Genomic DNA, 22,965 nt, shown 5'->3' with positions numbered 1-22,965 from the left:
AGCACAGCTTGATACATCTATTCAGGATAAATCATCCTCCTGCGCCTCCTGCGCAGGTAAACTTTTTTCTTCGCCTGCGGCATCGATGAGTTGGCTTTACGCTTCACTACAAGCCGATTTGGCGCCTTAAAACGGCAAAATCAGGGTGATTTAACTTGTTGTTTTATAATAGTTTGTTTTTCTTAATTCTATACATTCTAAATGCTAGACTCTGAATCAAATGAGTGGAGATGATGATGTATCAAGAGAATAAACTATTTAATCAGGTTAATTTTTCCCGCCAGGATTTATCAGAAGCTGTATTCAAGAATTGTCAGTTTTATCGTTGTGACTTTAGCCGATCAAATTTAAGGGATGCAGTGTTTGAAAACTGTAAGTTTATTGAGCCTGGGGCTATCGAAGGCTGTCATTTTGACTATTGCGATTTGCGCGATGCGAGTTTTAAAGACTGTCAGCTAGCTTTAGCAAACTTTAAAGGTGCAAATTGTTTTGGTATTGAATTGCGGGATAGTGATCTGAAAGGTGCCAATTTTATTCAGGCGAGCTTTGTGAATCAGGTTAGTCATCAGATGTATTTCTGTTCGGCTTATATCACAGGGTGTAATTTGTCTTATGTCAATCTGGAGCGGCAATGTATTGAAAAATGCGATTTGTTTGAAAACCGGTGGGTCGGAGCAAATTTGCAAGGGGCCTCTTTTAAGTCGTCTGATTTAAGTCGAGGGTCATTCTCTGAAGATTGTTGGGGGCAATTTTCTATTCAGGGGGCTGATCTCAGTCATTCAGAGCTTGATGGGTTAGATCCCCGAAAAGTCGATTTAACGGGTGTGAAAATCTGCGACTGGCAGCAAGAGCAATTGCTGGAGCCTTTCGGTATTGTCGTTCTGCCGGGTTGATGCGTTTTTAAAGCCGTGAAATTACGCCGTTAGTCAATGACTAGCGGCGTACGTGAAGAGTCCACGAAGACGGAAAGATTAACTTATTCATTCATATTGAAAAGCCATCAAACCAACAGTGCTGACACTTCAGAGATATGATTTATTCAGCAGTGCTCGAACTAAAATGGACAGACTTGATATCAACCCATTGATTGTTGCCGATGTAATCGTTTTGATTATCCTGTAAAGAGAGGATGGGCTGCTGAGTAAATACACCAGGCTCAGGGACATAGTCACTGCTCGCGTCAGTCAGGCCATCGGTAAGTGCCACATTTATCGGTGTATTGGCATCAATTAATCTCAGTTGCTGCATGAGTTGATCTAATTGTGGTGACGAGCCGGACAAACTTCTATTTGTGCGTAAGGTGATTTTCTGCTCGGTTAATTGATCATTCACTAAATGTTGATACGTTTTCACACCGCCGAGTTGACTTACATAGTTTGTATTCGATGAACCAATAATGACCCCGCTCATTTCGCGGAATGTGATCATGGTATTGTTGCTGTTTAACTGAACTAAATAATCAGCGCTGTAAGCCCATGAACTGATGATATCTGTAAAACTACCAGATGCATTCCCTGCGATAATTCGAATATCTCCATCATCAAAAAGGCCATTTTGATTGACATCAAAAGTCATTTCTATATTCGATTGATGAATCGGCTCTTGAAGTGGGTGGTAAAGTTCAATTTCGATATCAAACCAATCTGTAATCTCATTCGAATAACCTTCGGCAGTTTTTGTCAAACTATCACTTACATTTCCGATGTTTTCTGTCGAAGAACCTCCACAACCCATTAAGGTAATCAAAGAGAGGGCTGATAACAGCTTTATTTTCACGATATTTCCTTACTTTTTATTTTATGGAGAGAGACTGACCTGCCTTAAAGGATCATGACGCTTTATGCTTTTTCAAACGATTCCTTAACGTGTTCATGCAGAGCAGAGCGCGAAATATTTCGGTCAGCATTTCAAGTGATGTAGTATCTATGCAGATACGATTCAACACAAGCTATTGATCTATATATATTCAATTGGTTGATTTTGAATCAAGTTTACTGAGATGAAGTTATGTTTCGGCTGTTTATGATTCAGTTTATCGTTCAGGAAGTGAGTAGGAGAAGTATTTATGCTTGATGCCAAGTCTGAATCGATACGCAAGGAAGGATAGAGTCTAGGCCTGATTGTTTTATTGTCAAAGAGACTGATTCGAATAAGCGGCGGAATTATCCGCCGCTTTTGTACCTGCCGGTTTAATCCAGAATGATATGCGGAATAAACATTGAAGTATCTTTGGTGATGTAACCTGTATCTTCCCGGATCGTCAGTCCGGCGGGTTCGTCATTGATAAGCCAGCTGCCGATCAGCATATGGTTGTTACCGAAACGCGGTAAATGGGTATATTGCTGGACTATATAGCCTTCGTCGCCGTACGGGCCGGGTTCATGCTGCAGTATTTCACCGGCACGATGCACACTGATGTTGGCTCCTTCGCGGCTGAAAATCGGTTTTTTCACGAAATCTGTCAGACTCGCAGCTTTAGGATCATCGGCAAAGTAGGCGGGTAACAGGTTCGGGTGGTGAGGAAACATTTCCCACATCAACGGCAGAATCGCTTTGTTTGAGCTGATGCTTTTCCACATAGGTTCCAGCCAGTTAACATTGGCGGTGTGCAGATACGCGGCATACTCTTCCCGGAACATAAACTCCCACGGATAGAGCTTGAACATCCAGCGAATAGGATTATCGTCCAGATCGGTAAACTCCCCGTCCTGATTGATACCAATATCTTCAATGTAAACAAACGCGATTTTCAGCCCGGCTTCTCTGGCGCAGTCTTCAAGATACTGCACAGTATCTCTGTCTTCCACGCTGTCCCGGCAGCAGGCGAAATGCAGTGTTTGTCCCGGCTGGTAGCTGCCTAATGCTGCCATGCGCTGGATCATCAGCTCCTGAATCAGATTGTACTGATCGGCGCGCCTTGGCAATTTGCCTGCATTGACCTGATCTTCAAGCCACAGCCATTGCCAGAAACTGGCTTCGTAAAGTGAGGTCGGTGTGTCGCTGTTAAATTCGAGCAATTTTGCCGGATGCCGGCCATCGTAGGCAAAATCCAGTCGCCCATACAGACTGGGCGCTTTTTGTTTCCACGAGCTGGCAATCAGATCCCACATGGTTTCCGGGATCTGAAATTTTTTCAGTAAAGCTTCATCACGGATGACTTTATCGACGGCTTCCAGGCTCATTTGATGGAGCTCGGCGGTGGGCGCTTCCAGTTCATTTTCAATCTGCTGCAAACTGAACTGAAAGTAGCGATCTTCGACCCAATACGGTTCGCCTTCCAGAGTATGGAAACGAAATCCGAACTCATCTGCCAGCATTTTCCAGTTTGGGCGGGGGGTGATAGGAACCTGAATCATAATACTGCTCGAATGGTCAACAGGCCGATATTATCAGGGGGGACGGGTGAGAAAGTAAAGATTCCCCGTGTCTGGAAAGGCCGACTTGGATCATGATCGCATATCGTTGATGCGAATATACGTTTCGTATACACTCCGTGTATTCTATGTATATCTTTCAGGGTACCCTATGGGGATAGTAAAAATATCGGATGAACTTCATGAGGAAATCCGTAAAGCCAGCAGCACGATGTCGCGTTCCATCAATGCTCAGGCCGAGTTTTGGATAAAGATGGGCCTGCTGGCGGAAATGAACCCAACACTGACGTATAACGAACTGATTCGTAAGCTGTTACTCAGTGACGCGGGATCAGTACAGGAATTAATGAGTGAACAGAATTAATATCAAAACCGCACAAGAAATTGAATTGATGCGGGAGTCTGGCCGGTTGTTGGCCTCAGTATTTTCCATGCTGGATGACTTCGTGGCTGCCGGTGTATCGACCATGGCGATTAACGACAAGGTCGAGGCTTTTATAACCGACGTATTGTCGGCCCGGCCAGCCAGTAAGGGCCAGTATGATTATCCGTATGTCCTCAATGCATCTATTAATGAAGTGATTTGCCATGGCATGCCAGATGAAAACCGTCTGTTGAAAGAGGGCGATATTATTAATCTGGATATCACACTGGAGAAAAACGGGTTTATTGCCGATTCCAGCAAAATGTATTGTATCGGCCAGGTTCAGCCACGTGCGTCCCGGCTGGTAAAAGCAACCTATGAAGCCATGTGGCAGGGTATTGAGCAGGTGAAACCTGGCGCGACACTGGGCGATATTGGTTATGCGATCCAAAAGCATGCGGAAAGCCATGGTTATTCTGTTGTTCGGGAATATTGCGGCCACGGCATAGGCCGTGAAATGCACGAAGAACCGCAAGTACTTCATCATGGGCTGAAAGGACGCGGGCTGCGGCTGCAGCCAGGCATGACATTCACCATTGAACCTATGATCAATGAAGGCACCTACAAAACCAAAACCAAGAAAGACGGCTGGACTGTGGTGACCAAAGACAAAAAACTGTCGGCGCAATGGGAACACACCATACTGGTGACCGAAACCGGTTATGAAGTACTGACGCTGAGAGAAGAAGAAAAACACTGACGGGTAATGCCGGCAAACTGGATATGTCAGTTTCGTCTGACGGGCTGTTGTTGGCACCCTGTTCCAGATAACAGACACTTCACCGTAAAATCATCATCGGAATAAATAGCATGGCAGCGATCACCACGGAACGGCTGACGATAAAGCCGTTAACGGCGGCAGATGTCGATTTCATTTTTGAACTGTATAACACGCCTGGGTTTAAACGTTTTGTCGGCGACAAACAACTCCATACGCGTGAGGCTGCGTTGAATTATCTCGAAGCATCGCTTATCAGCATGTATCAGACTAAAGGGCTGGGACTTCACCGTGTGGCTTTGAAAAGTGATGATACGCCTATTGGTATCTGCGGCCTGATCAAACGTGACTTCCTGAAAGACATTGACTTAGGGTATGGGTATTTGCCGGGCTTTGAGGGGCAGGGTTATGCCTGTGAAGCGGCTCAGGCAATCTTGTCTTTTGCTCGTGAAACGCTGGCACTGAAGCGTCTGGTCGCCATTACCGATGCCGAGAATCACAGATGCATTGATTTGCTGACCAGGCTGGGCTTTCATTATGAATTGAACCATGAGACCTTGCCTGACGGCGGGTTGCTTGTGCTGTATGGCATTGAGCTGTGAATAAATAAAGGAGTACACAGTGTCTGAATCAATGACAGAGAAAGAAAAAATGCTCGCGGGTCTGGCGTACAGTGGCAGAGACGCCGAACTGGTCAATGACCGTCAGGAAGCCAAGGTTATGTGTCACCGTTTTAATCTGGCCGACCCGCGCGATACGCAAGCCAGAATGGCGATTCTGGCAGAGCGGGTACAATTTTCCGGCGATGCTCATATGGAACCGTCTTTTTACTGCGACTACGGTTACAATATTGTGGTCGGCGCGAATTTTTATTCGAACCATAACCTGACCATACTGGATGTCTGCAAAGTCACTATCGGTGAGAATGCGTTTATTGGCCCCAATGTCATGATTTCCGCGGCCTCTCATCCCATCGATCCTGTTGAGCGTTTACATGGAGAAGACGGCGCCCCAGTGTGGATCGGCGATAATGTCTGGCTTGGAGGCAACGTGGCAGTTTTGCCGGGCGTGCGTATTGGCCACAACTGCGTGATTGGTGCGGGCAGTGTTGTTACCAGAGATATTCCGGATAACAGCGTTGCTGTGGGGAACCCATGCCGTGTGGTCAGAGAAATCACACCGTCTGAGCCATCAGCTGTGTTGGCCGGCGGCTAATCAGGGAGGAGTGTTGTGGCGCAAGCGATTCTGACTCATTTGATGTTTGAAGGGGATGCCGAAGAGGCGATGAATTTCTATGTCAGTCTGTTTGCCGGATCTGACATCCTTCACATTGAGCGTTACCCGGATGGCGATTCAAAAGGCATGGTCAGGCAAGCCCGTTTTGTGCTTGCCGGCCGGGAGTTTATCGCCATTGATTCGTTCATTTCGCACAATTTTACGTTCACACCTGCGATGTCTGTCTTTGTAGACTGTGAATCGGCAACCGAGTTTGAGCGGGTATACGCTTCGCTCACCGATGGCGGTAATGCACTGATGCCAGCGGATAATTACGGTTTCAGCCAGCGTTTCGGCTGGGTAACAGATCGTTTTGGTGTGTCCTGGCAAATTAACCTGCCTTGAGCCAGATTGCGCCGAAACATGAAAAAGCCGCTGAATTTCAGCGGCTTTGCAGAATGACACACTAAGTTGTCTGCGATTATGGCGTTGCAATCTTAAACCAGAACGGGAATTCGTCCATCATGCCCATCAGCTGAGCAAAGGCCTGAATATTGCCTTGAGTTTTAACCTTACCGTCTTGTAACAGTTGCTGGAAGCTTTGTTGTTTAATCAGCATTTTGTCCATATCGCTGCGGTTTATGGTGATGGTGATATCGGCGTTGTCGCTTTGCTGACCTTTGATGTTGTTCAGGTGGCTGTTTTCCAGCTCCAGCAGATAGCGTTCATCACGATCCGGAAAGACAAAGTTAAGTGTGAGTTTTTTCCCTTCTGCTTTTTCCGCGTTCAGGCGCACACCCAGAAAGTCGAAAATCAGATCTGTGCTCATGGCACTGACAAAGTCTGGGCCAACACGGGTTGCGCGCGCATTGGTGGGCATACCGTTACGCAATTCGTAAGCGCCGACCAGATAGGTGTTTCGCCAGCCAGCTGATTCAGACTGATAACCCATCTGCTCGAAAATATCAGCCTGAAGCAGGCGAGCCTGCTGGTTATCAGGATCGGCATAAATCACTTTGTCCAGCACCTCTGCCGCCCAGCGGTATTCGCCTTTGTCAAAGCTGGCTTTTGCCCGCTGGATGATGGCATCGGCCCCGCCCATTGCCTCGACATATTTCGGCGCTGAGTCAGCCGGACTAAGCTGGTTCAGGGTTGCCGGGTTCATGTCGAAGAAGCCCAGATATTTGTTGATAACGGCACGGACATTATGTGAATACGAGCCGTGATAGCCGCGGTTGTACCATTCATTGGCAAGGGAGTCAGGTACTTCAAACTCGTTATGGATCTCGTTGATAGTCACGCCTTTGTTGGCCAGGTTCAAGGCATGGTCATGTATGTAGCCGTACATATCACGTTGCTTTTTAAGTACGTCCATCAAATAATCGTTACCCCAGCGCGGCCAGGAATGCGAAGCAAACATCACGTTGGCTTCCTTAGCCACACCATGGATCAGGCTGTTAATGTACTTACTCCAGCCCTGGGCATCCCGCACTTCAGCGCCACGCAGTGTATAGACATTGTGCATGGTGCCAATCACGTTCTCAGCTGTCCACAATGCTTTGAATTGCGGGAAATAGGTGTTCATCTCAGAAGGTGATTCTGTATTTGGCGTGTTCATGAATACCATCTCAATACCGTCGATCGTGACGGTTTCGGTATCCTGACTGATCTCTCGTGTTGGGGTAATTAAGCCAATCATGCCCAGTGATGTGCCTTTGCCGATGGCGGCATCAACTAACCCTTTAGGGCCAATAGGAAGAGCGTTGCCATACTGATACGTCGCGCGGCGTGTCATGGCATTACCGGCCAGTACGTTTTCTTTGATGGCATGCTCCATGAAGTGGCGAGGGGCAATGATCTGAACTTCTCCGCTGTCAACTTGCTCTTGAGAGACAACCCCTTTTACCCCACCGAAATGGTCAACGTGAGCATGGCTGTAGACCACAGTGTGAATAGGAAAATCGCCCAATTCCCTGGACACTAATGCAAAAGCGGCTTTAGCGGTCGGTGGGGTAAGCAGGGGATCAAACACTATCCAGCCGGTATCACCTTTAATGAAGGTGATATTAGCCAAGTCATAACCACGTACCTGATAAATACGATCAGTGACTTTATATAAGCCGTAGGCCATGTTCAGCTTGGCCTGACGTTCCAGGCTGGGGTTAATTGTGTCTATTGATGTATCACCCAGCAGAAAATCATAGCTGCCTAATTCCCAGACCGCAGTGCCGTTCTCATCTTTGATGGTGACTGCCTCAGGGCGTTTAATCAGGCCTTTTTCAACCAGTGCAAAATCTTTGGTATCGGAAAATGGCAGTCTGTCTCTCTGCTGCTGTTGGTAAGCTTTTGTTGAGGGAGTGGCATTTTTTGCTGTTGTGTTGAGATCGGCGGCAAAAGCGCACTGAGAAAAGACAGCCACAATCATACTGGCAATTAAAGTTTTATGGCGCATAGTTCGTCCTTGTTATGTGTTGTAGAGGCCAGGCGTTCAGGGCGTGATTGCTTCCCCCCTGACAGGCCACACAGGCTCATTCAGTCAACTAGCTTATAGGACGACTGTCTTATCGAGTTCTCAGTTCACGCCATTTTATGTTGCGCAGGTGCTGATTGTTAATAAAATGTGTCATTGGTGTGGGGTGCATCCAATGTCAGGTCAGCATGAGGCTTTGATTTTCGCTGGTTCAGGGGATAGCGTTTTTATCAGTGAAAGTGTGAGTCTGCTTGAAAATCTCACTGAGTGGTCAGTCCACAAAGACCGTGTTTTGTGGCTAAATGACCAGGAAAAATGACACAACGCTTTCGATGTGAACAGTGAGGCGATATACGCGTATGAATGCTTATTACTCAACCCTGAGTGGCTGGTTGATCCCTTTTAGCCGCATGATGGCTGCAAACCAGATCAACGAGCAACAGGCATTGTCGGCTTGCGGGATTTCACCTAATGAGGTGTTACATCAGGAAAGTCGCATTGGCATAGAAAAAATCACCAAGCTGTTACAGTACTGCAATCAGCGGCTACCGCGTCAAGATGTCAGTGTGCAGGTTGCCCGCAATTTTCACCCCAGTGTATTTTATGCGCTGGGCTACGCCATGATGTCATCGAGTACATTGAAAGACGCGTTGGAACGTGTCGCCCGCTATAAAAGGGTGGTCTCTAATACTTGTTCGATTGAGTTGACTGAATCTGCAGAGCAGGTCGTTTTCCGAATGAATATCGTCTGCCACGAAGGTAGCCATACTCCGGTAATACCAGACATAGTTGCTGAAACCTTTTTAGCCACCATGGTGCAATTTGCCAGAGATATGGTCCCCGGAGAGTTGTACCCGGTCAGGGTCTGCCTGATGGCGCCAGATCAGGGGCAGAGGTTTCTGTGTGAGTTCATGGGTTGTGAGATCCTCTACGGTCAGGCAATGAATGCGGTCGTTTTTGATAATGAGCAGGCTTCTCGCCGTCTCATGACGGGAAATTCATTACTGGCGCAAACCCATGAAAAAATGCTGGATGAGTTTCTGACGCGAATGGATAAAAATGATTTGATTCAGATTATTCGCAACAAACTGTGCCAGTTATTACCTATGGGGGTTCCCACTCAGACTGAGATGGCGGAATCTATGGGGCTCAGCCTGCGCAGTCTGCAGCGTAAATTACAGGACAAAGGCACATCGTTTACCGATATTCTGGAAAGCACCCGCAAAAAGCTGGCGCTGGAATATATTGAGCAACCGCACCTGTCACTGGGTGAGATTGGCTATCTGGTGGGTTATTCCAGCGTGGGGAACTTTAACCGGGCATTCAAGCGCTGGACGGAAGAAACACCGGGCCGCTACCGCAGTCAGCTTTCTGAACAAGCCCGGTAGGGCAATCATTACTTCTTTGCAGGAAACAACCGGCTGTATTTTTCAGCCGGTTGTACTGGGCGAAAGTGTGACACATTAAGCAGTGATGCTATCTGTCTGACTTTTAAGCTTAAGGCTGCTTTTCCCGTTCAGTATCATCTCCGCGGCTTTCTCTGCAATTGCGATAGTCGGCGCATTGGTATTGCCGCTGATCAAAGTCGGCATTACTGAAGCGTCGACTACCCGCAAACCTTTCACGCCATGCACTTTGAGTTCGGTATTGACCACTGCCATTGCGTCATGACCCATTTTGCAGGTGCCAACCGGGTGGTAAACCAAACCTATATGCTGCTTGATCTTGTCAAAGATCGCATCATCGGTTTCAGCTTCAATGCCCGGATTCAGTTCTTCAGCCCGGTAGCCATCGAATGCCGGCGCCGCCAGGATCTTACGTAGCTGGCGAATGCCGTTGACCAGCACTTTCTTATCTTCCTCATGGGCAAAGAAGTTAAAATCGATATCAGGCGCTGTGACAGGATCTGCCGATTTGAGTTTGACTGTCCCGCTGCTTTTCGGGCGCAGCACGCAAACGTGACAGGAATAACCATGCTGAGCCATCAGTTTCAAATCGCGGCCGCTGTCGTCAAACAATAACGGCAGCATATGCAGCTGGATATCAGGGCGATCCAATTCATCCCGCGATTTGATAAATCCGCCAGCTTCAGTGATGGAATTCGATAGCTTGCCTTCCTTTTTCAGCACGTATTTCAGTGTATCGGGAGCCATACGCAACAGGCCGCCGAGTGAAGCGGTGAAGCCATCTTTTTTCTTACTTTTGACCAGCACACAGGCATCGACATGCTCTTGCAGGTTTTCACCGACGCCCGGTAAGTGGTGCTGGCAGTCAATTCCATGCTCTGCGAGGTGATCTTGATGACCAATACCTGACAGCATCAGTAATTGCGGTGAGTTGATTGCACCGCCACTGAGGATAACTTCCTGATCAGCATGGAAAGTGAGATCCTGCCCTTTGTAGGTAAAGCTGACCCCAATCGCCTTTTTATCTTCAATGACGACTTTATTGACTGTGGCTTCCGTCAGTACGGTCAGATTTTGACGTCCCAAGGCGGGGTGCAGATAACCACGGGCCGCACCGCAGCGCTGGCCGTTTTTAATTGTGCACTGGTAATAACCCACGCCTTCCTGATCTTCGCCATTGAAATCGGGATTGAATCTGAACCCGGCTTGCTGGCCGGCCTTGATAAAAGCCTCTGTGAGCGGGAACTGCGCCTGACGGTCACTGACATGCAGCGGGCCACTGTCACCATGAAAGGCATCGGCCCCGCGCTCATTACATTCGGATTTTTTGAAGTAAGGCAACAGATCATCAAAGCCCCAGCCGGTATTTCCCAGTGCTGCCCAATGGTCGTAATCTTCTTTCTGACCACGGATATACAGCATCCCGTTAACTGAAGAACTGCCACCCAGTACTTTGCCGCGCGGTATGAAGACGGGTTGCCCGTTACGAAGAGCTGGATCGGGCGTTGCGTTGTAGGCCCAGTTGTATTTCCTGGAAAACATGAAATACGCGAAGGCACCAGGAGTGCTGACAACAGGCGTTTTGTCCGACGGACCGGCTTCCAGTACCAGTACTGAGTATTTTCCATTGGCTGTTAAGCGGTTGGCCAGTACGCAGCCAGCAGAGCCGGCACCGACAACAATATAATCATAACGAGATTTCATAGCGCCTCCTTGCAAGCAACTGATAATATTTTATCAAACTGTTAACATTTTGAGGTTTGCTGAGGACGCCAAATCATTATCATTTGGCCGTTTTTATAAATTATGTCAAATTAATGAAAATTTATTACTTAAAAATCATTGGTTTATAAGCAATCGCTTGCTTCTGGCACAGGATCACACTTCTTAACATTTTCTGGTAATCATAAGTGCAACATAGTGCATTTGGGATTAGGATCTTACTATCTGGTAAGCGGATTACCCTGTGGATAAGGATGTCACTGTGTTGAAAGCTGTCTCTGGGCTGATTGCTCTTTCGATGTGGATAATGCTCGCTGTTACGCCTGCGATGTTTGGTTTGTTACTTGCCGGACCGGTTTGTTTGGTGCTGGGTGAAGTCAATGGGGCCGTAGTGATGAGTTTCATTGCTATTGGCTTGATTGTCGGAGCGGTATGGGCGGAGAGAATCCGTGCGGGTGAAGGCCTGTCATCATTTTGGGGCAGGTTGGTGGCAAGCCCTGAACTGGATCGGTATTAATCTGTGCAAGTTAGCGAAGGCATGGCCGGCAGGAAAAAGGGCGTGGTGAGCAGGAAATAATGTCAGTATAAAAAAGCACGCCTGGACGCGTGCTTTTGATTGTGGGAGAAAGGGCGTGAGGCTGAAGGATTACGCCACTTTTGCCTCAAAGTGTTTCCCCAGCAAGGCGTGGTAGAAGTCCTGATCGGACAGCACACCCACCAACGCATTTTTGTCACCTTCTTTCCGCTCGGTCAGTAGCACTGGCTGTCCGGTACGGTAGCGGATTTCCAGCGCATCACGCATTGAGATATCCGGACTGGCTGTGACAATATCTGTCTGAGACAGGTGGTCGAGATCATCACCCTGATTCCAGCTTTGCAGTGCCAGATCCTGATCCTGACGGCGTGCTGCCAGTACTTCTCCTGCGTCATTGGTGTTTAGCCGTGTGCCTTCATGACGGTTGAGGATCAGCATATCGTCCAGACTTTCCAGCTCGTTGGCGGGTGTCATCAGCGAACGGCCCCGCAGCACGTTAAGCGGGTTGGTGTGGGCGACGAAATCTTTCACATACTGAGTGTTAGGCTTCAGGACAATCTCTTCCGGTTTGCCGTGCTGGATCAGTTCCCCGGACTCCATGATGGCAATGTTATTACCGATTTTCAGCGCCTCATCCAGATCGTGGCTGACAAAGACGATGGTCTTATTCAGCTTGCGTTGCAGATCGAGCAGTTCATCCTGTAACTGACTGCGGATAAGCGGATCCAGCGCCGAAAACGGTTCGTCCATCAGCAGAATATCGCTGTCCATGGTAAAGGCACGGGCCAGACCGACACGTTGCTGCATACCACCTGACAGTTCATGCGGGAATTTATCTTTCCATTCAGCCAGACCCACCATCTCCAGTTTTTCCATCGCCCGGCGGCGACGTTCAGATTTACTGATACCCTGCATTTCCAAACCAAATGCGGCGTTATCCAGCACGGATAGCCAGGGCATCAGGGCAAATTTCTGGAACACCATGGAAATACGCTCGGTGCGCATGTGGCGAAGACTCGTGGCATCACAGCTGGCCAGATCGACCATGTTATCGCCATCCTGCACTTCCAGCTTACCGCGGGAGACCGGGTTCAGGCCGTTAATAGCCCGCAGCAGGCTGGATTTCCCTGAGCCGGACAGACCCATCAGCACACAAATCTCGCCTTGCTGCACGTTAAGAGTGACGTTATTCACGCCGACCACATCGCCGGTTTCATCAATAATTTCCTGACGGCTTTTGCCCTGATCCAGCAATGCCAGTGACTGCTCGGTATGCTTACCGAAGATAACGTCTAAGTTTTCAATTCGAATGGCAGTCATGTTCAGCCCTCCTGATTTTTGCTGGCTGGAGTTTTACACAGGCGGTCGAGAATGATGGCGACCAGCACAATGGCCAGACCGGCCTCAAAGCCTTGCGAGATGTTCACTGTATTCAGGGCGCGGATCACAGGTTTACCCAGACCATCGGCCCCCACCAGTGCGGCAATTACCACCATCGACAGTGACAGCATGATGCATTGAGTGATCCCTGCCATGATGTTTGGCATTGCCGCCGGCAGTTCTACTTTGAACAGCAGTTTGGAGCGGGTTGCACCGAAGGCCTGACCTGCTTCAAGCAGTTCTTCCGGCACGCGGCTGATCCCCAGATAGGTCAGTCGAATCGGAGCAGCAATGGCAAAAATAATGGTGGAAATAAGCCCAGGGACCACACCCAGACCAAACAGCACCAGAGTAGGGATCAGGTACACAAAGGTCGGGATAGTCTGCATCAGATCCAGAATCGGACGCATCAGGGTGTACAACCACGGGCGGTGGGCTGCCATGATGCCAATCGGCACACCAACCAGCACCGAGATCGAGGTGGCGGTGAGCACCAGCACGAAAGTTTCCAGCATTTCCGGCCAGTAGCCCAGATTCAGAATCAGCAGCAGGGAGGCAACCACGAAGGCGACCAGCGAAAAGCTGCGATGCAGTGCCCAGGCCAGTGCGGCGGTCATCAGAATCGGCATTGCAGGCGGCATCCATTTGAATACATCGACCAGCATCATGATCAGAGATTCCAGGCTGTAGGAGATGGCGTCGAAAAATCCGGCCGCATTGTAAGTCAGCCAGTCGACAAGGTTTGCCATCCATTCACCCAGTGGGATCTTATGATCGGTAATAAAATTCACAATAACTCCTTAAAAAGGGGTACAACAAAAGCACTTGCAGGCACCGGCAGACTGGTGCCTGCAGAAAGGATTTAGATATTCAGGTATTGCTTCACAGATTCAGTTCCGTTGCTGCCATCAACGGACTTCACGCCCTCTAGCCACTGGTCAAGGACTTCCGGATGCGCTTGCAGCCAGGCTTTGGCAGCCGCTGCCGGTTTTTTCTGTTCGTTGAGGATGTCGCCCATCAGCTCGTTTTCCATGTCCATACTGAACTGCAGGTTTTGCAGTAACTGGCCCACGTTCGGACAGGTTTTCATGTAGTCTTTGCGGACATTGGTATACACACTGGCACCGCCATAGTTCGGACCGAAGAAATCATCACCGCCGGACAGGTATTCCAGCTCAAAGTTACTGTTCATCGGATGCGGTGCCCAGCCCAGGAAGACGACCCACTGGTCACGGTTCACAGCACGTTTCACCTGAGAGACCATGCCTGCTTCACTCGACTCGACTAAACGGAATTCTTCCAGACCAAAGGCATTCTGGTCGATCATGTCCTGAATCAGACGGTTACCGTCGTTCCCTGGCTCGATGCCATAGATGCGGCCACGGAATTTATCTTCAAATTTCGCCAGATCAGCAAAACTGCGTACACCGGCCTCGTAAACATATTTCGGCACGGCCAGCGTATATTTGGCGCCTTCAAGGTTGGCACGGATGGTTTCCACTGTGCCGTTATCACGGTATTTGGCGATATCACCTTCCATGGTTGGCATCCAGTTGCCCAGAAAAACGTCGATGTCGCCATTTGCCATAGAGGAGTAGGTCACTGGCACAGACAGCAGCTGTGTTTTGGTTTTGTAGCCCAGGCCTTTCAGTACTTCGCTGGTTACGGCTGTGGTGGCGGTAATGTCGGTCCAGCCAACATCAGAGAAACGTACTGTGTCGCACTGCGCAGCCATCACCGGCTGTGCGCCAGCGGCCATTAATGTTGCGATTGCTGTGTATTTGATGGTCTTCTTCATTGTCGTCATGACGTGTCCTTTATCCATTTCGTTTGTTGTTTAGCCTCGTGTTAGGGTGAGGCGTGCTTCGTAAGGACCGCTTGTTCCTGAAATCAGAGATGAGCGGGCCCAGTGGTGGTGAAACTCACCACCACAAAAAGGGGTGTCCGGATGACTGACGCTTTAGGTTGCGTCGGCCGTTTCTGGTACGTTGCTGCGTTGCTTTTTCTGCCAGTTATCTGCAATCCAGACCGGCACATGGGCCGCAGGCAGGGCAGGTTTGCCCAGAATCTTGTCGGCGGCTTTTTCTGCCACCATGATGGTTGGCGCGTTCAGGTTGCCGTTGGGAATGGTCGGGAACACCGAAGAGTCGACCACACGCAGGCTGTTGATGCCACGGACCTGGCAGTCACTGTTCAGCACCGCCATGGCATCCTGGTCGCTGCCCATTTTGCAGGTGCAGGACGGGTGATAGGCACTCTCGACGTTCTCGCGAACCCAGGCGTCAATGGCTTCATCACTCTGGATATTGGCACCTGGCTGAATTTCCTGTCCGCGGTAGGCAGACATGGCTGGCTGAGTCAGGATCTCTCGGGTCAGGCGAATAGTATCGCGCCAGTCTTGTTTATCCTGCTCGGTGCTGATGTAGTTGAATTCAATGCCCGGCTTGGCTTTCGGATCAGCCGATGTCACCCAGATCCGGCCGCGGCTCTCTGGCTTGTTCGGGCCGACATGGACCTGAAAACCATGACCGTCGAACGCCGCCTGACCGTCGTAACGCATTGCAGCTGGCAGGAAGTGATACTGCACATTCGGCCACTTAAGACCGGCACGGGAGCGAATAAACGCACAGGATTCAAAGTGGTTGGTCGCGCCCAGACCGTCTTTGAACAGAATCCAGCGGGTGCCGATCATCCCTTTGCTGATCAGACCCAGTTTGCTGTTGAGGGTCACCGGCTCTTTACATTCGTACTGGAAATAGACTTCCAGGTGATCCTGCAGGTTTTCGCCCACGCCTGGGAGGTCGTGTTTCACCTCAATACCTGCTGCTTCCAACACGGTTTTCGGACCTATGCCTGACAGTTGCAGCAATTGCGGAGAGCCCACAGAACCGGCAGACAGAATCACTTCTTTTCTTGCTGTTGCTGTTTGTACTTTACCGCCGCGTTCGAACTCGATCCCGGTGGCTGTTTTTCCTTCCAGCAGCACTTTGCGACTCAGCACACCCGTCAGTACAGTGAGATTGCTGCGCTTCATGGCACGGCGCAGGTAAGCGTTTGACGTCGAAGCCCGAACACCGTTGTCGACTGTCATGTGCATCGGACCGAAACCTTCCTGCTGATACCCGTTGTAGTCGTCAGTGGCCGGGTAACCCGCCTGCTGACCGGCATCAATGAAGGCCTGATAGAGCGGATTAAGCGTCATATCATTACCGTTACAGGTCGCGACCGGGCCGTTTCCACCCCGGTAGGCATCTTCGCCATCTTTCCATTTCTCAGCCCGGCGGAAGTAGGGCAGGCAGTCACGATAGCTCCAGCCGGACGCGCCGTGGGCTTCCCATTCGTCGAAGTCACAAGCGTGACCACGAACGTACACCATGCCGTTGATGGACGAGCTGCCGCCCAGCACTTTTCCGCGCGGACAGTGCAACTGGCGGCCATCCAGACCAAATTCCGGCTGTGTTTCAAACTGCCAGGCATATTTATCGCTGTTCATCGGGTACGACAGCGCCGTTGGCATCTGAATGAAAATACTCTTGTCGCTGCCGCCGGCTTCCAGCAGCAGCACCTGATGCTCACCGTTTTCGGTCAGGCGGTCGGCCAGCACACAACCTGCTGAACCGGCACCAACAATGATGTAATCAAATTCTTGCTTCATGGCGTTCCCTTTACGTCTGTTCTCTTTGGCTTGGCGTGCTTTTTCCACATACGTGGTTACAGGTAAGGGCATTCAAGATCACCCAGTTCTATCAGCACGCTCTTGGTCTGGGTGTAATGATTAAGTGTTTCCAGCCCATTTTCGCGACCAACGCCCGAGTGCTTGTAACCGCCAACCGGCATTTCAGCCGGAGAGCCACCCCAGGTATTGATCCAGCAGATCCCGGCTTGAATCTGAGCAATCAGGCGATGGGCGCGTGACAGGTTCTGAGTAAAAATACCCGCAGCCAGTCCGTAATCGGTGTCGTTGGCACGACGGAGCACTTCCTCTTCATCACTGAAACGCAGCACAGACATGACCGGGCCAAAAATCTCTTCTTTAACCTGTGGCATGTCATCGGTGCAGTCCGCAAAAATGGTCGGTGCGACGAAGTTGCCTTTGTCCAGACCGTTTTCGGTCACGCGGTGGCCACCGGCCAGCAGACGGGCGCCGGACTGCTTGCCGGCTGCAATAAAGCCCAGCACTTTTTCCAGATGGTCGGTAGAGATCAGAGCGCCGATTTGGGTGTTGATGTCGCTCGGATCGCCGACTTTCAACTTGGCGGTGCGCGTTGCCAGACGTGCTAGGAACTCGTCATAAACCGCATCGTGGACGAAAACTCGGGTGCCGTGAGTACACACTTCGCCCTGAGTGTAGAAGTTTGCCATCATGGCGGCGGAGACGGCGTTATCGAGCTGCGCGTCGTCAAAGACGATCAGCGGCGACTTGCCGCCCAGCTCCATGGTGACATCTTTCAGAGTACCGGCCGCGTCGGCCATGACTTTTTTTCCGGTGCCGCATTCGCCGGTAAAGGACACTTTGGCGATGTCAGGGTGACGGGACAGCATCTGACCGACACGGTAATCGCCCTGCACCACATTAAACACACCGTCCGGCACACCGGCTTCGGTATAGATTTCTGCCAGCTTGAGTGCGGTCAGCGGGGTTTCTTCTGACGGTTTGAAAATCATGGCATTTCCGGCGGCAAGAGCAGGAGCAGATTTCCACATCGCGATTTGGATCGGGTAGTTCCAGGCACCGATACCGGCACAAATGCCCAGCGGTTCACGTCGGGTATAAAAGAACTGCCCATGGCCGAGATCCTGCTGCTGGCCCGACAGGCTGGCTGCCAGACCGGCGTAGTATTCGATCACATCGGCACCCGTCGCAATATCGACTTCCAGTGCTTCCTGCAGCGGTTTGCCTGTGTCCTGCACTTCCAGTGCCGCCAGTTCGTCGTTGCGTTCACGCAGCAAAGTAACGGCTTTCATCAGAATACGGCCCCGTTCGGCGCCGCTCATGGCAGACCACTTGGCAAAACCGGCTTTGGCAGATTCAATCGCACGTGCCATGTCGGCTTCTGATGCCTGGCCGATCTCAGCGATCACATCACCGGTGGCCGGATTGCGGGTTGCGAACTGTTCGCCTGAAGTGGCTTGTGTGGCTTGGCCGTGAATATACAGGGATGTCATGGTCATACTGCTTCTCTGCTCCTGTGTCGTGGCTGATAAGGTTTCATCAGCCCCCAAGAATGAATTGTGTGTTGGTGCTGAAAATGCGGGGCTTACAAATAGGGTGCCAGTTGCTTTTCCAGATAATCGGTAATGATCGATTGCGCTTGCGTCGGGCTGATACCGCCTGGTGTCAATGCGCCCCGTAGCCAGATACCGTCAATCAGTGCTGCTGTGCCCTGGGCGACAAACAAAGCCTGGTCGGCTGGCAGCACTTGTTTTAGTTCATGGCGAAGGTGGGATAGCAGGCGCTTTTCGTTAACCCGCTGCAGGCGGTGCAATTGGGGGTCATGCATGGCCTGCGCCCAGAATGACAGCCAGGTTTTCACCACTTTGTTGTCGACCTGATAGCTGTCGAAATTACCGGCGACGATGGCTTTGATCCGGCCCGGGACATCTGTTTTGTCAACGCTTGCCAGATGTTCCATCACAGTGTGGGAAAGCTGGCGCAGTACTGAGCGCATGGTTTCTTCCAGCAAACCGTGCTTACCGCCAAAGTAATGGTTGATGATGCCCGGTGACACCCCCGCTTTTTTGCTGATCAGCGCCACACTGGCCCCGGCCAGCCCCACTTCATCTATGGCTGCCATAGTGGCTTCCACCAGTTGTGGTTTTCGGATTTCCGGCATTCCTACTTTGGGCATGAATCAGTCACCAATTTTTTTAATTGAACGATTAATTAAAAATAAAATGACACATTGACTGATCTAAGTCAAAAAAATGTTTAGTGTTGTAATGTTTAGTTGTGTGATTATTTTTGGTTGAAATGAGATTATTTTGCTGTTTTTAAAGGGTTTTGTTGGGGGTTTTCTGTTTGTTCAGAAAATTTCCAGGTTAATTTGATTTGCTGTCGAATCTTTCGCGTGAGTTAAGACGATATTTGTGTTTTAACGCCGTTAAAAACCAAGACTTTTCTGATTGTTGCTGACACTTTCTTTAACATGAATGGCTCTGTATGTATCGCTGCTGTGCCAGTTACGCTTGTCTGTCACTATTGTCCCCGGACGCTTCGGGTAAAGCAGTTGGAATGGCGTCTTACTATTCAGAAACCCTCCCTCTCGTTCAACTGCTACTGTTTTCATTAGGCGGGACTACACCGCCGAAATCCTCGACGAATAACAACAAATGCAGTGGTTAGGCAGAGGTGTAACCATGAAGTACTCACATGTCTTTTTGCTGGCTGTGGCAATAACAGCACTCGCGGGATGTAATGATGACGATGAACCGACAGTCGGAGACGACTCACCTTCTACTGTGGTTCCCGGTGACGGTTCGCCTGTAAACAGTCCCGATGATGGTTCAGGTGACGGCCAGCCTCCCGGAGATGGTGATCCTGATCCGGAGCCCAGGGTGGATGTCGATGGGTTGCCATTACCCGATACCCAAACCAGTCCTGATTATGAAACTTATGTGGCTGGCCAGCCTGGTTATTACACCAGTTTGTCCAGTACCGAGTTTAACAATATTCGCTTTACCAGCGTAGCAACGGAAGACAATACGCCCAATGATAATGAGCTGAGCAATCCGGTTGCTAAGCTGGGCCGGATTCTGTTTTATGATGTGCGTTTATCTGCCAATAACACTGTTTCCTGTGCCTCCTGCCATCAGCAGGAACATGGGTTTACCGACCCGGCGCAGTTGAGTACAGGCTTTGATGGTGGACACACAGGGCGCCATTCTATGGGGCTGACCAATTCACGCTATTACGATCCCGGCCGTTTCTTCTGGGATGAACGGGCTGAAACGCTCGAACAGCAGTCAGTGATGCCGATTCAGGATCCAGTTGAAATGGGGATGAACATACTTGACTTGGAAACTAAACTGGGACAGACCAGTTTTTACGGCCAGCTGTTTACCGATGCGTTCGGTGATGAAGCAATTATTGAAGGACGCATTAAAATGGCCCTGGCGCAGTTTATGCGGGCCATGGTGAGCTATGAGTCCAAGTTTGATCAGGCTGTTCAGGCCGAGCTGAGCAATGACACAACGCCTGTGCTCAGTGAGCAGGAGCTCAGAGGGCTGGATTTGTTTGACAACCTGAACTGCATTAATTGTCACACCACTACCGCCTTTGTGCTGGACAGGAATCACAACAATGGCTCAGTCACTAATAATGACCCGGATCAGGGAGTGGGCGGTAATCTGTCCGGATTTTTCAAAACAGGATCGCTGCGGAATATTGCCGTCGGCGCCCCTTATTTTCACGATGGGCACTTGCCTGATTTGATGTCAGTGATTGAGTTCTACAACAGTGGCATCAATAATCACGCTAATCTCAGTCCTGATCTGAGAGACCGCACCGGACGGCCCGTCAGAATGGGATTAACGCAGGCGGACAAAGAAGCGCTGGTGGCGTTCCTCGAAACCCTGACCGATGAAAATTTTCTGAGCAATCCTATCTTCAGTGATCCTTTCCCGCCAGAGCAGGAAGGGACGAGCGCAGAGAGTGAAACGCCCTGATAAATAGTGGTTGAGGGAAGCATAAAAAAACCAGCCCGCAGGCTGGTTTTGTCTGTTTCAGGTTGGGAGCTGGTTACTTGGCCATTTCCGCTTCAGGCTGGCTTTCTTCCAGATCACAGGCGATAAAGCCGCCGGTCTGATGGGCCCAAAGATGGGCATAAATGCCGTTCTTGCTCAGCAGTTCCTGATGGCTGCCTTGCTCAACAATCTGGCCCTGGTCGATGACGATCAGGCGATCCATGGCTGCAATTGTCGACAGACGGTGCGCAATTGCGATGACCGTTTTGCCTTCCATCAGCTGGTACAGGCTTTCCTGAATCGCGGCTTCGACTTCTGAGTCCAGTGCTGAGGTCGCTTCATCCATCACCAGAATCGGCGCGTCTTTCAGCAGGACACGAGAAATGGCAATGCGCTGGCGCTGACCGCCGGACAGTTTCACGCCGCGCTCGCCGACCTGTGCATCGTAGCCGACATTGCCGTGCGGATCGGTCAGTGTTTCGACAAACTCATGGGCGTGCGCCTGACGGGTAGCGGCCAGCAATTCTTCTTCTGTTGCATCTGGTCGGCCGTAAAGAATGTTTTCACGGATAGAGCGATGCAGCAGAGAAGTATCCTGAGTGATCATCCCGATATTTCCGCGCAGAGAGTCTTGTGTGACATCAGCGATGTTCTGGCCGTCAATGCGGATGGCACCGGATTCCAGGTCGTGGAAACGCATCAGCAGGTTGACCAAGGTTGACTTGCCTGCGCCTGAGCGGCCGACAACACCCACTTTTTCACCGGGCTTGATATGCAGGTTCAACTGCTCGATAACGCCTTTATCTTTCTCGCCGTAATGGAAGCTGATGTTATCGAATTCAATGCCGCCCTGAGTCACTTCAAGAGGTTGCGCATCGGCTTTGTCTTCAATCGTAACCGGTTTAGACAGTGTTTTCATGCCATCGACGACTGTACCAATGTTTTCAAACAGCGCACCGATTTCCCACATGATCCATTTAGACATGCCCTGCACGCGCAGCGCAATACTGATAGCAACGGCAATCACACCCACAGTCACGGCACTGTTCATCCACAGCCCGATCGAGACAGAAGCAATCACAAACAGCAGCAGGTAGTTAATGGCATCGACACTCAAAATGAATTTGGTTGCCAGGCGCATCTGGCGATATACCGTATCCAGAAAACCCTGCATGCTTTCTTCAGCATATTCGGTTTCACGGTTGGTGTGCGAGAACAGTTTTACTGTGGTGATATTGGTATAGCTGTCGACAATACGCCCGGTCATCATAGAGCGGGCATCTGCCTGTTCTGTGGCGATTTTCTTCATTTTCGGTACGAAGTAGAACTGAATACCGATATAGGCCATCAGCCAGACCAGAATAGGCAGCATCAGGATGAAATCTGCGCTGCCCATCATGACTATCATGGCGGTGAAATACACACTGATATACACCAGCACATCCACCATTTTCATTACGGTTTCCCTGACGGCCAGCGATGTCTGCATAACTTTGGTCGCGAGGCGTCCGGCAAAATCATCCTGATAAAACGAGACGCTCTGGCGCAGCAGATAGCGGTGAGCCAGCCAGCGGATCGACATCGGATAATTGCCCAGCAGGGTCTGGTGCATGATCATGGAGTGAGTGAAAGCAAGGAAGGGGATCACCACCACAATCAGCAGACCCATCATCCAGAGCTTTCCGCTCTCTTCGGCCAGAAAAGTGTCTGGTGAGTGTTGCGCCAGCAGGTCAACCAACTGACCCATGAAGCCCAATAAAGTAACTTCAACAATGGCAATACAGGCGCTGAGAACAGACATTGCTAATAATGGCCAACCGAAACCACGTGTATAGTAGCGGCAAAATGCCAGCAGGCTGCCGGGGGGCTGCTGAGGCGTTTCGTCCGGGAAAGGCGCCGTCAGTTTCTCAAAGAATTTAAACATAAATTATTGATTCCAATTGTGCATGTGACGCAATAGGCGATAGCCTTAAAGGATGGCCGTAAGTAATACGGCTGAACACTGTTTACTGTTTGAGTGCTCTTTAATGTGTCAGAA

The 22,965-nt window shown here is 50.2% G+C and carries 20 protein-coding genes; 9 read left to right on the top strand and 11 right to left on the bottom strand.

Annotated features, from left to right (window positions below; translation table 11 throughout):
* Window positions 1-236: 236 nt before the first annotated feature.
* Entirely contained in the window at window positions 237-893 is a 657-nt protein-coding gene (locus D6M16_RS14085) for a Qnr family pentapeptide repeat protein (protein WP_120513184.1), read from the top strand.
* 142 nt (window positions 894-1,035) lie between these two features.
* On the opposite strand, the gene D6M16_RS14080 is transcribed toward D6M16_RS14085, so the two are convergent.
* Both D6M16_RS14080 and D6M16_RS14075 read right to left on the bottom strand, forming a co-directional pair.
* The gene (locus D6M16_RS14080; RefSeq protein ID WP_120512493.1) at window positions 1,036-1,776 is read right to left on the bottom strand and encodes a hypothetical protein; all 741 of its coding nucleotides are present in this window, start codon (window positions 1,774-1,776) and stop codon (window positions 1,036-1,038) included.
* A gap of 413 nt (window positions 1,777-2,189) precedes the next feature.
* On the bottom strand, window positions 2,190-3,356 hold the full coding sequence (locus D6M16_RS14075; protein WP_120512492.1) for a glutathionylspermidine synthase family protein: 1,167 nt from the start codon (window positions 3,354-3,356) through the stop codon (window positions 2,190-2,192).
* A 169-nt stretch (window positions 3,357-3,525) separates the two neighbouring features.
* Between D6M16_RS14075 and D6M16_RS14070 the strand changes: the two genes are divergently transcribed.
* The 5 genes from D6M16_RS14070 to D6M16_RS14050 all read left to right on the top strand — a co-directional run bounded on the left by D6M16_RS14070 (window position 3,526) and on the right by D6M16_RS14050 (window position 6,136).
* Entirely contained in the window at window positions 3,526-3,738 is a 213-nt protein-coding gene (locus D6M16_RS14070; protein ID WP_027251232.1) for a ParD-like family protein, read from the top strand.
* A 28-nt stretch (window positions 3,739-3,766) separates the two neighbouring features.
* Window positions 3,767-4,498 carry a type I methionyl aminopeptidase gene (map, locus tag D6M16_RS14065; RefSeq protein WP_240435649.1) on the top strand — a complete coding sequence of 244 codons (732 nt, stop codon included), beginning with the start codon at window positions 3,767-3,769 and terminating at the stop codon, window positions 4,496-4,498.
* Window positions 4,499-4,608: 110 nt separating this feature from the next.
* On the top strand, window positions 4,609-5,118 hold the full coding sequence (locus D6M16_RS14060; RefSeq protein ID WP_120512490.1) for a GNAT family N-acetyltransferase: 510 nt from the start codon (window positions 4,609-4,611) through the stop codon (window positions 5,116-5,118).
* Window positions 5,119-5,149: 31 nt separating this feature from the next.
* The gene (locus tag D6M16_RS14055) at window positions 5,150-5,731 is read left to right on the top strand and encodes a sugar O-acetyltransferase (protein WP_120512489.1); all 582 of its coding nucleotides are present in this window, start codon (window positions 5,150-5,152) and stop codon (window positions 5,729-5,731) included.
* 15 nt (window positions 5,732-5,746) lie between these two features.
* Entirely contained in the window at window positions 5,747-6,136 is a 390-nt protein-coding gene (locus tag D6M16_RS14050; protein WP_205576895.1) for a VOC family protein, read from the top strand.
* Between the two features lie 76 nt (window positions 6,137-6,212).
* Here D6M16_RS14050 and D6M16_RS14045 read toward each other — a convergent pair whose 3' ends face one another.
* On the bottom strand, window positions 6,213-8,183 hold the full coding sequence (locus D6M16_RS14045) for an alkyl/aryl-sulfatase (RefSeq protein WP_162941043.1): 1,971 nt from the start codon (window positions 8,181-8,183) through the stop codon (window positions 6,213-6,215).
* Between the two features lie 377 nt (window positions 8,184-8,560).
* On the opposite strand from D6M16_RS14045, the gene D6M16_RS14040 reads away from it, so the two are divergent.
* Window positions 8,561-9,589 (top strand): AraC family transcriptional regulator, encoded by a 1,029-nt coding sequence (locus D6M16_RS14040; RefSeq protein WP_120512488.1) that lies wholly within the window; start codon window positions 8,561-8,563, stop codon window positions 9,587-9,589.
* A gap of 75 nt (window positions 9,590-9,664) precedes the next feature.
* On the opposite strand, the gene D6M16_RS14035 is transcribed toward D6M16_RS14040, so the two are convergent.
* Window positions 9,665-11,311: a GMC family oxidoreductase gene (locus tag D6M16_RS14035; protein WP_120512487.1), complete on the bottom strand. Its 1,647-nt coding sequence runs from the start codon at window positions 11,309-11,311 to the stop codon at window positions 9,665-9,667.
* Window positions 11,312-11,573: 262 nt separating this feature from the next.
* Between D6M16_RS14035 and D6M16_RS14030 the strand changes: the two genes are divergently transcribed.
* A complete protein-coding gene (locus tag D6M16_RS14030) occupies window positions 11,574-11,846 on the top strand; it encodes a hypothetical protein (protein ID WP_162941042.1) in 273 nt (90 codons plus the stop codon).
* Window positions 11,847-11,975: 129 nt separating this feature from the next.
* On the opposite strand, the gene choV is transcribed toward D6M16_RS14030, so the two are convergent.
* From choV to betI, 6 genes are all read right to left on the bottom strand, one after another.
* Window positions 11,976-13,184: a choline ABC transporter ATP-binding protein gene (gene choV, locus D6M16_RS14025; protein ID WP_120512485.1), complete on the bottom strand. Its 1,209-nt coding sequence runs from the start codon at window positions 13,182-13,184 to the stop codon at window positions 11,976-11,978.
* Window positions 13,185-13,186: 2 nt separating this feature from the next.
* A complete protein-coding gene (choW, locus tag D6M16_RS14020; RefSeq protein WP_120512484.1) occupies window positions 13,187-14,035 on the bottom strand; it encodes a choline ABC transporter permease subunit in 849 nt (282 codons plus the stop codon).
* Window positions 14,036-14,106: 71 nt separating this feature from the next.
* Window positions 14,107-15,051 carry a choline ABC transporter substrate-binding protein gene (locus D6M16_RS14015; RefSeq protein WP_120512483.1) on the bottom strand — a complete coding sequence of 315 codons (945 nt, stop codon included), beginning with the start codon at window positions 15,049-15,051 and terminating at the stop codon, window positions 14,107-14,109.
* Between the two features lie 153 nt (window positions 15,052-15,204).
* Window positions 15,205-16,899, bottom strand: coding sequence for a choline dehydrogenase (betA, locus tag D6M16_RS14010; RefSeq protein WP_120513181.1), 1,695 nt, complete (start codon window positions 16,897-16,899; stop codon window positions 15,205-15,207).
* A 56-nt stretch (window positions 16,900-16,955) separates the two neighbouring features.
* The gene (gene betB / locus D6M16_RS14005; RefSeq protein ID WP_120512482.1) at window positions 16,956-18,416 is read right to left on the bottom strand and encodes a betaine-aldehyde dehydrogenase; all 1,461 of its coding nucleotides are present in this window, start codon (window positions 18,414-18,416) and stop codon (window positions 16,956-16,958) included.
* An 86-nt stretch (window positions 18,417-18,502) separates the two neighbouring features.
* The gene (betI, locus tag D6M16_RS14000) at window positions 18,503-19,093 is read right to left on the bottom strand and encodes a transcriptional regulator BetI (RefSeq protein ID WP_120512481.1); all 591 of its coding nucleotides are present in this window, start codon (window positions 19,091-19,093) and stop codon (window positions 18,503-18,505) included.
* A 508-nt stretch (window positions 19,094-19,601) separates the two neighbouring features.
* On the opposite strand from betI, the gene D6M16_RS13995 reads away from it, so the two are divergent.
* Complete coding sequence (locus D6M16_RS13995; RefSeq protein ID WP_120512480.1) at window positions 19,602-20,909, top strand: cytochrome c peroxidase; 1,308 nt, start codon at window positions 19,602-19,604, stop codon at window positions 20,907-20,909.
* A 73-nt stretch (window positions 20,910-20,982) separates the two neighbouring features.
* On the opposite strand, the gene D6M16_RS13990 is transcribed toward D6M16_RS13995, so the two are convergent.
* On the bottom strand, window positions 20,983-22,851 hold the full coding sequence (locus D6M16_RS13990; protein WP_120512479.1) for an ABC transporter ATP-binding protein: 1,869 nt from the start codon (window positions 22,849-22,851) through the stop codon (window positions 20,983-20,985).
* Between the last annotated feature and the right edge of the window lie 114 nt (window positions 22,852-22,965).

It is taken from the genome of Photobacterium salinisoli (assembly GCF_003614885.1).
GTDB classification, from domain to species: domain Bacteria; phylum Pseudomonadota; class Gammaproteobacteria; order Enterobacterales; family Vibrionaceae; genus Photobacterium; species Photobacterium salinisoli.
Note: the sequence above shows the minus strand (reverse complement) of the source record. Positions and strands in the feature narration are given on the sequence as shown.

Excerpts from the sequence above, each read along its gene's own strand:
- D6M16_RS14060 (WP_120512490.1), top strand. The coding sequence starts at position 4,609 with ATGGCAGCGATCACCACGGAACGGCTGACGATAAAGCCGTTAACGGCG.
- D6M16_RS14070 (WP_027251232.1), top strand. The coding sequence starts at position 3,526 with ATGGGGATAGTAAAAATATCGGATGAACTTCATGAGGAAATCCGTAAA.
- D6M16_RS14045 (WP_162941043.1), bottom strand. The coding sequence starts at position 8,183 with ATGCGCCATAAAACTTTAATTGCCAGTATGATTGTGGCTGTCTTTTCT.
- D6M16_RS14040 (WP_120512488.1), top strand. The coding sequence starts at position 8,561 with ATGAATGCTTATTACTCAACCCTGAGTGGCTGGTTGATCCCTTTTAGC.
- betA (WP_120513181.1), bottom strand. The coding sequence starts at position 16,899 with ATGAAGCAAGAATTTGATTACATCATTGTTGGTGCCGGTTCAGCAGGT.
- D6M16_RS14015 (WP_120512483.1), bottom strand. The coding sequence starts at position 15,051 with ATGACGACAATGAAGAAGACCATCAAATACACAGCAATCGCAACATTA.
- D6M16_RS14085 (WP_120513184.1), top strand. The coding sequence starts at position 237 with ATGTATCAAGAGAATAAACTATTTAATCAGGTTAATTTTTCCCGCCAG.
- D6M16_RS13990 (WP_120512479.1), bottom strand. The coding sequence starts at position 22,851 with ATGTTTAAATTCTTTGAGAAACTGACGGCGCCTTTCCCGGACGAAACG.
- map (WP_240435649.1), top strand. The coding sequence starts at position 3,767 with ATGCGGGAGTCTGGCCGGTTGTTGGCCTCAGTATTTTCCATGCTGGAT.
- betB (WP_120512482.1), bottom strand. The coding sequence starts at position 18,416 with ATGACCATGACATCCCTGTATATTCACGGCCAAGCCACACAAGCCACT.
- D6M16_RS13995 (WP_120512480.1), top strand. The coding sequence starts at position 19,602 with ATGAAGTACTCACATGTCTTTTTGCTGGCTGTGGCAATAACAGCACTC.
- D6M16_RS14035 (WP_120512487.1), bottom strand. The coding sequence starts at position 11,311 with ATGAAATCTCGTTATGATTATATTGTTGTCGGTGCCGGCTCTGCTGGC.
- D6M16_RS14055 (WP_120512489.1), top strand. The coding sequence starts at position 5,150 with ATGACAGAGAAAGAAAAAATGCTCGCGGGTCTGGCGTACAGTGGCAGA.
- betI (WP_120512481.1), bottom strand. The coding sequence starts at position 19,093 with ATGCCCAAAGTAGGAATGCCGGAAATCCGAAAACCACAACTGGTGGAA.
- D6M16_RS14075 (WP_120512492.1), bottom strand. The coding sequence starts at position 3,356 with ATGATTCAGGTTCCTATCACCCCCCGCCCAAACTGGAAAATGCTGGCA.
- choV (WP_120512485.1), bottom strand. The coding sequence starts at position 13,184 with ATGACTGCCATTCGAATTGAAAACTTAGACGTTATCTTCGGTAAGCAT.